Here is a 4659-nt window from a genome sequence, read left to right on the forward strand (position 1 = left end):
TATTGCCAACTTTAATATGAACAAATAGACCCGCTTCATGGTAAGCGCCCGTATAGACATTTTCAGGGAAATACGCACAAAACAAATCGGCTCTGGCAGGTTTAACCAGTGTCATTCCAGAAGGTAACCAACGTGCCATCGCTTTTTCATCAACTTCAACGACAGCAGTCAAGTAGTGGGCATTGTGATAAAGCTTATTGCCAAGATTGGCTAAACCTACAGGCACACGTAAGTCCTTAATCAACTGTTTCATTGGCTTAATCTCGAAAATACTTGTTTAAGAATGGGCAGCAAAATAATACGTGGTATGTAACGCCCTCCAAAGGTTTGGGCCTGTGCCACGAAACCCGGAATCACAATTCGACAATTCCGATCCATTCCCTGAATGGCTTCTTTGGCGACGCGTTCTGCTGTTACCCAAACAAGACCACCACCTACACCATCAATTTTTGTAATGCCTGCAACTTCATTAAAACCAGTTTTGGTTGGTCCCGGAGCCAGTAGCGTACAGCTAACCCCTGTTCCTTTAAGTTCGCTATGTAATGACTCGGCAAAAGAATTGGCAAATGCCTTAGTTGCTGCATAAGTTGCATTTGCTGGAGTTGGCTGATGACCAGAAGTAGACCCCACAATGAGTATTGCCCCAGCTTTTCTTTTAATCATTTGTGGCAATACAGTTAAAGTCAGGTCATGAATTGCCACCGAATTAACTTCAACTTCTTCGCGCTCTCGGTCTGCATCTAAGTCTTGTAGGCAACCAAAAGTTGCAAATCCAGCGTTATTACAAAGAATGGCTACTTCAATATTTTCTAAATAATCACGAAATTTAGCTCGCGCCGCCCGATCACCCAAATCACATGGATATAAATCTACGGATATTTGATATTCGGCTTTTAATTTTTCAGCAAGTGCTTCTAATTTTTCTACACGGCGAGCCACTAAAACTAACGAATAGCCCCGTACAGCGAACTGTTTTGCTAACTGTTCACCAATGCCCGATGAAGCACCAGTAATCACAACTCGAGAAAAAGTCTGTGGAATAGGTAAACTCATAATTCATGCTCAAAATACAATAATGTGATTATTCCGAACTTTTAACTTGAGCGTGAGATGTGGATCAGACATACTGATAATCATTTTCGGCCATAATAAAAAACAATATGAAAGATCCTTATGGGCTTTCCAAAGCCAGCATTCCTATTTCTTATGCGCATTTGTTATTAGAAATCATGGTCGACAAAGGTTTTTCTGCGCTTGAAATTTTGAAGAAAAGTAAAATTCCCTTAAACCTTTTAGATCAACTAGATGCGCGAATTACCCCTGTGCAGTGGTCCAAGCTGGCGTGGGAAAGCTTGTTATTGTCGAAAGATTCTGGCTTGGGATATGAATATGGACTAAAACTGCGTTTAACTGCCCATGGCCCGATGGGATACGCCCTTATGAGCAGTCCAAACCTGCGGCAAGCCATTGAGGTTTCAACGCAATTCTTTAACATGCGATTAAAAGATTATCGTATTGCTTTGCTTGAAAATAATGAGTTTTCTATTATTGAAATTAATGAAACTCACCCAATTGTCAGCAATCAACCCGAACAAGCTGCAACACTTAGACGATTTTTTTATGAATGTTTAATGATTGGTGTGATTCAAACTGGTCAATTTTTAATAGCACATGATTTTGCTGAAATCGAGTTATGGGTAGATTGGCCTGAACCTACCTATCACAAAGCCTATCAACACTTATTACCACTTATTCGCTTTAACCAAGCGACCAATCAAATTCGATATACCAAAAAGCTTCTAGATTTGCCCATTAAAATGGCAGATCCGATCGCTTTTAAACAAGCTCTAGCGCAGTGTGAAGCTGAACAAATCCGTTTTTCCGAACAAATTAAAGATATATGCCTGACCGTAAAGGCTGAACTAAACTTAAAACCACAGGTGGGTTATCCGTCATTTGATGAAATTGCGACTCGCTTAAACATGTCTAGTCGAACATTACGGCGCCATTTGAGCCAAGTCGGTTCTTCATATCTACAACTGCTTGAAGAAGCTCAACAAAAAGAAGCTGAGCATTTGTTAATTCATAGTGATATGGATATACAAGAAATTGCGCTTTATCTGGGCTATATACAACCTACAAATTTCACACGAGCTTTTAAGAAATGGACAGGTCAAACACCCATTACATTTAGAACGAATCAATAATGTGGATCTAACAAAATATATCTTGCTGTCTTACTATTTTCATGTATGATTGAGTAATCACTCAATTAATTTATTTGTATATGGCTCGTCCTCGTAGTGAAGATAAACGTAATGCAATTTTAAGTGCTGCTATTGAAACATTAGCAGAACTTGGAGAGCGTGCATCTACTTCAAAAATTGCAAAAGTCGCTGGTGTAGCAGAAGGTACTTTATTTACCTATTTTAGCAATAAAGAAGAACTGCTGAACCAGTTATATCTTTCACTAAAGGCTGAACTACGTCAGGTCATGATGCTTGGTTACCCTGCTGATTCTGATTTGCAAACTCAAATGTCGCATATTTGGCAAAGCTATTTGAACTGGAGTTTAGAAGCTCCTCTTAAACGTAAAGTCATGGCACAGCTTTCGACTTCGGAACAAATTACTGAGCAAAGCAAACAAATTGGCATGCAAACCTTTTGTGACCTCACCCAAAACATTCAAGAACGTATTAACAATGGCAAATTAAGAGATTATCCACCGTTATTTATTGCTTCAATTTTAGGTGCGCTTGCAGAAGTTACACTTAATTTTATTGCCCAAGACCCTTCTCAAACCGAGCGTTATCGTAAATCTGGTTTTGAAGCCTTTTGGCATGCAGTTTCAATTTAGATAAAAGTCAAGGATGCGCGGCATCCTTATTTTTAAACCAATTAATGAGTGAGCAAATACTCATTTAAATAAATCAAAATAAGCACTTAGCCCAAGTTCTTATTTGCACATATAGGTTTGTTCCAATAAGGAAAAACAAGATGACTATTTCAAACACAACAGACTTGCCATCTCCCTTAATGCCATCTCAACAACACAATGGCAAATTTAGAAATACGCGTCCAAATCAATACAAGCCTTCTTTTGGTAAAACGCTCCAACTCATGTGGAAGTTTTTATTTAACAAACCAAAAGATACCGTTCCAAACAGAGAAATTCCTGTTTTAAGCTTGTCAAAAGAACAACTGTTGAGTGCACCCGATCGTTCTCTATTTCGTTTGGGCCACTCAACCATCTTATTAAAACTGCAAAATGAATTTTGGTTAACTGACCCAGTTTTTTCAGAGCGTGCATCACCTTTTCAATGGCTTGGACCAAAACGTTTCCACCAGCCACCGATTAGCATTGCGGACTTACCACCCATTAAAGGCGTGATTTTGTCGCATAACCACTATGACCATCTCGACTACCATGCAGTTATGCAACTTAACGATAAAGTTGAGCATTTCTTAACACCGCTTGGTGTCGGTGACACACTCATTAAATGGGGAATTCCAGCAGAAAAAGTTCAACAACTCGACTGGTGGGATACTACCAATGTGGATGGACTAAAATTGGTGGCTACCCCTGCTCATCATTTTTCAGGCCGTGGTATGGGCGATAGCAATGCGACGCTTTGGGCTTCGTGGGTAATTATTGATAATGACTTACGTGTATTTTTCAGTGGTGACACAGGCTATTTCGATGGATTTAAAGAGATTGGACATCGTTATGGTCCGTTTGATTTGACCATGTTAGAAACTGGTGCTTATGACCCTGAATGGCCTGATGTTCACATGCAACCAGAGCAAACCTTACAAGCACATATCGATTTAAAAGGGCGTCATTTGTTGCCTGTGCACAATGGTACTTTTGATTTGGCACTTCATGCTTGGGATGATCCGTTTGAACGTATTGTTGGTTTGGCTAAAGAAAATGCGTTACCGATTAGCACACCGCAAATGGGAGAACTCTTAAACTTAAACGAACCAAATGTCGAAAATTATTGGTGGCGTTCGTAAGTTTTTCGATAATTTTTCTAAATTATTTATATCCTTCAATTTTACTTTAAAGGTATTTAAATTCAGTTATATACCCTCCACTTCTACCATCCATCCCACTCCAAAATAAAACTAGGACTAACTTTGTCTTAGTTTTATTATTGACTTAAAACACAGACTCCATTAGTCTGTGTTTGTAATTGATCAATTATGAAATTAAATGGCTTATATCACTAGTAGCGTCGAGTATGCGATTCACTGTCTTCTTTTTCTTGTGAACAATGAAGATAAACCTTTGAGTAGTAAGGATCTTGCTGAATTACAAGGAGTCTCTCCAAGTTTTATGGCAAAGATTTTTCCTAAACTTGAAAAGGCAGGTCTCGTTATTGCTCAAGAAGGTGTTCGTGGTGGGTATTTACTCGCTCGATCCGCTCATGAAATCAGTTTTTTGGATATCGTGAATGCAATTGAGGGTGAAAAACCGCTCTTTGAATGCCAAGAAGTTCGCGGTAAATGCGCGGTCTTTAATCATGCTCCACCAGACTGGGCAACCAGCGGTGTGTGTGCAGTCCATGCCGTCATGCTACAGGCCGAAAAAGCCATGCGAGACGCTTTAGGTGCTCATACACTTGGTGATATTGCTGACCGTTTTGGCCGTTATGC

At 39.6% G+C, this 4659-nt stretch carries 6 protein-coding genes; 4 read left to right on the forward strand and 2 right to left on the reverse strand.

Annotated features, from left to right (window positions below; genetic code table 11):
- The coding region (locus UC75_RS20090) for an acetoacetate decarboxylase family protein (protein WP_228137068.1) at positions 1-253 on the reverse strand (253 nt) is incomplete at its 3' end.
- Positions 250-1053: an SDR family NAD(P)-dependent oxidoreductase gene (locus UC75_RS03885; RefSeq protein ID WP_049836763.1), complete on the reverse strand. Its 804-nt coding sequence runs from the start codon at positions 1051-1053 to the stop codon at positions 250-252. The genes UC75_RS20090 and UC75_RS03885, both read right to left, overlap by 4 nt.
- Before the next feature lie 107 nt (positions 1054-1160).
- On the opposite strand from UC75_RS03885, the gene UC75_RS03890 reads away from it, so the two are divergent.
- From UC75_RS03890 to UC75_RS03905, 4 genes are all read left to right on the forward strand, one after another.
- Positions 1161-2207, forward strand: coding sequence for an AraC family transcriptional regulator (locus UC75_RS03890; protein WP_049836764.1), 1047 nt, complete (start codon positions 1161-1163; stop codon positions 2205-2207).
- A gap of 80 nt (positions 2208-2287) precedes the next feature.
- Entirely contained in the window at positions 2288-2857 is a 570-nt protein-coding gene (locus tag UC75_RS03895) for a TetR/AcrR family transcriptional regulator (protein ID WP_049836765.1), read from the forward strand.
- Positions 2858-2997: 140 nt separating this feature from the next.
- Positions 2998-4017: an MBL fold metallo-hydrolase gene (locus UC75_RS03900; protein ID WP_049836766.1), complete on the forward strand. Its 1020-nt coding sequence runs from the start codon at positions 2998-3000 to the stop codon at positions 4015-4017.
- 199 nt (positions 4018-4216) lie between these two features.
- The coding region (locus UC75_RS03905; protein ID WP_228137069.1) for an RrF2 family transcriptional regulator at positions 4217-4659 on the forward strand (443 nt) is incomplete at its 3' end.

The organism is Acinetobacter sp. V2, assembly GCF_001188385.1.
In the GTDB taxonomy this organism is placed as follows: domain Bacteria; phylum Pseudomonadota; class Gammaproteobacteria; order Pseudomonadales; family Moraxellaceae; genus Acinetobacter; species Acinetobacter oleivorans.

Coding starts and splice junctions, on each gene's coding strand:
- UC75_RS03895 (WP_049836765.1), top strand. CDS start 2,288: ATGGCTCGTCCTCGTAGTGAAGATAAACGTAATGCAATTTTAAGTGCT.
- UC75_RS03885 (WP_049836763.1), bottom strand. CDS start 1,053: ATGAGTTTACCTATTCCACAGACTTTTTCTCGAGTTGTGATTACTGGT.
- UC75_RS03890 (WP_049836764.1), top strand. CDS start 1,161: ATGAAAGATCCTTATGGGCTTTCCAAAGCCAGCATTCCTATTTCTTAT.
- UC75_RS03900 (WP_049836766.1), top strand. CDS start 2,998: ATGACTATTTCAAACACAACAGACTTGCCATCTCCCTTAATGCCATCT.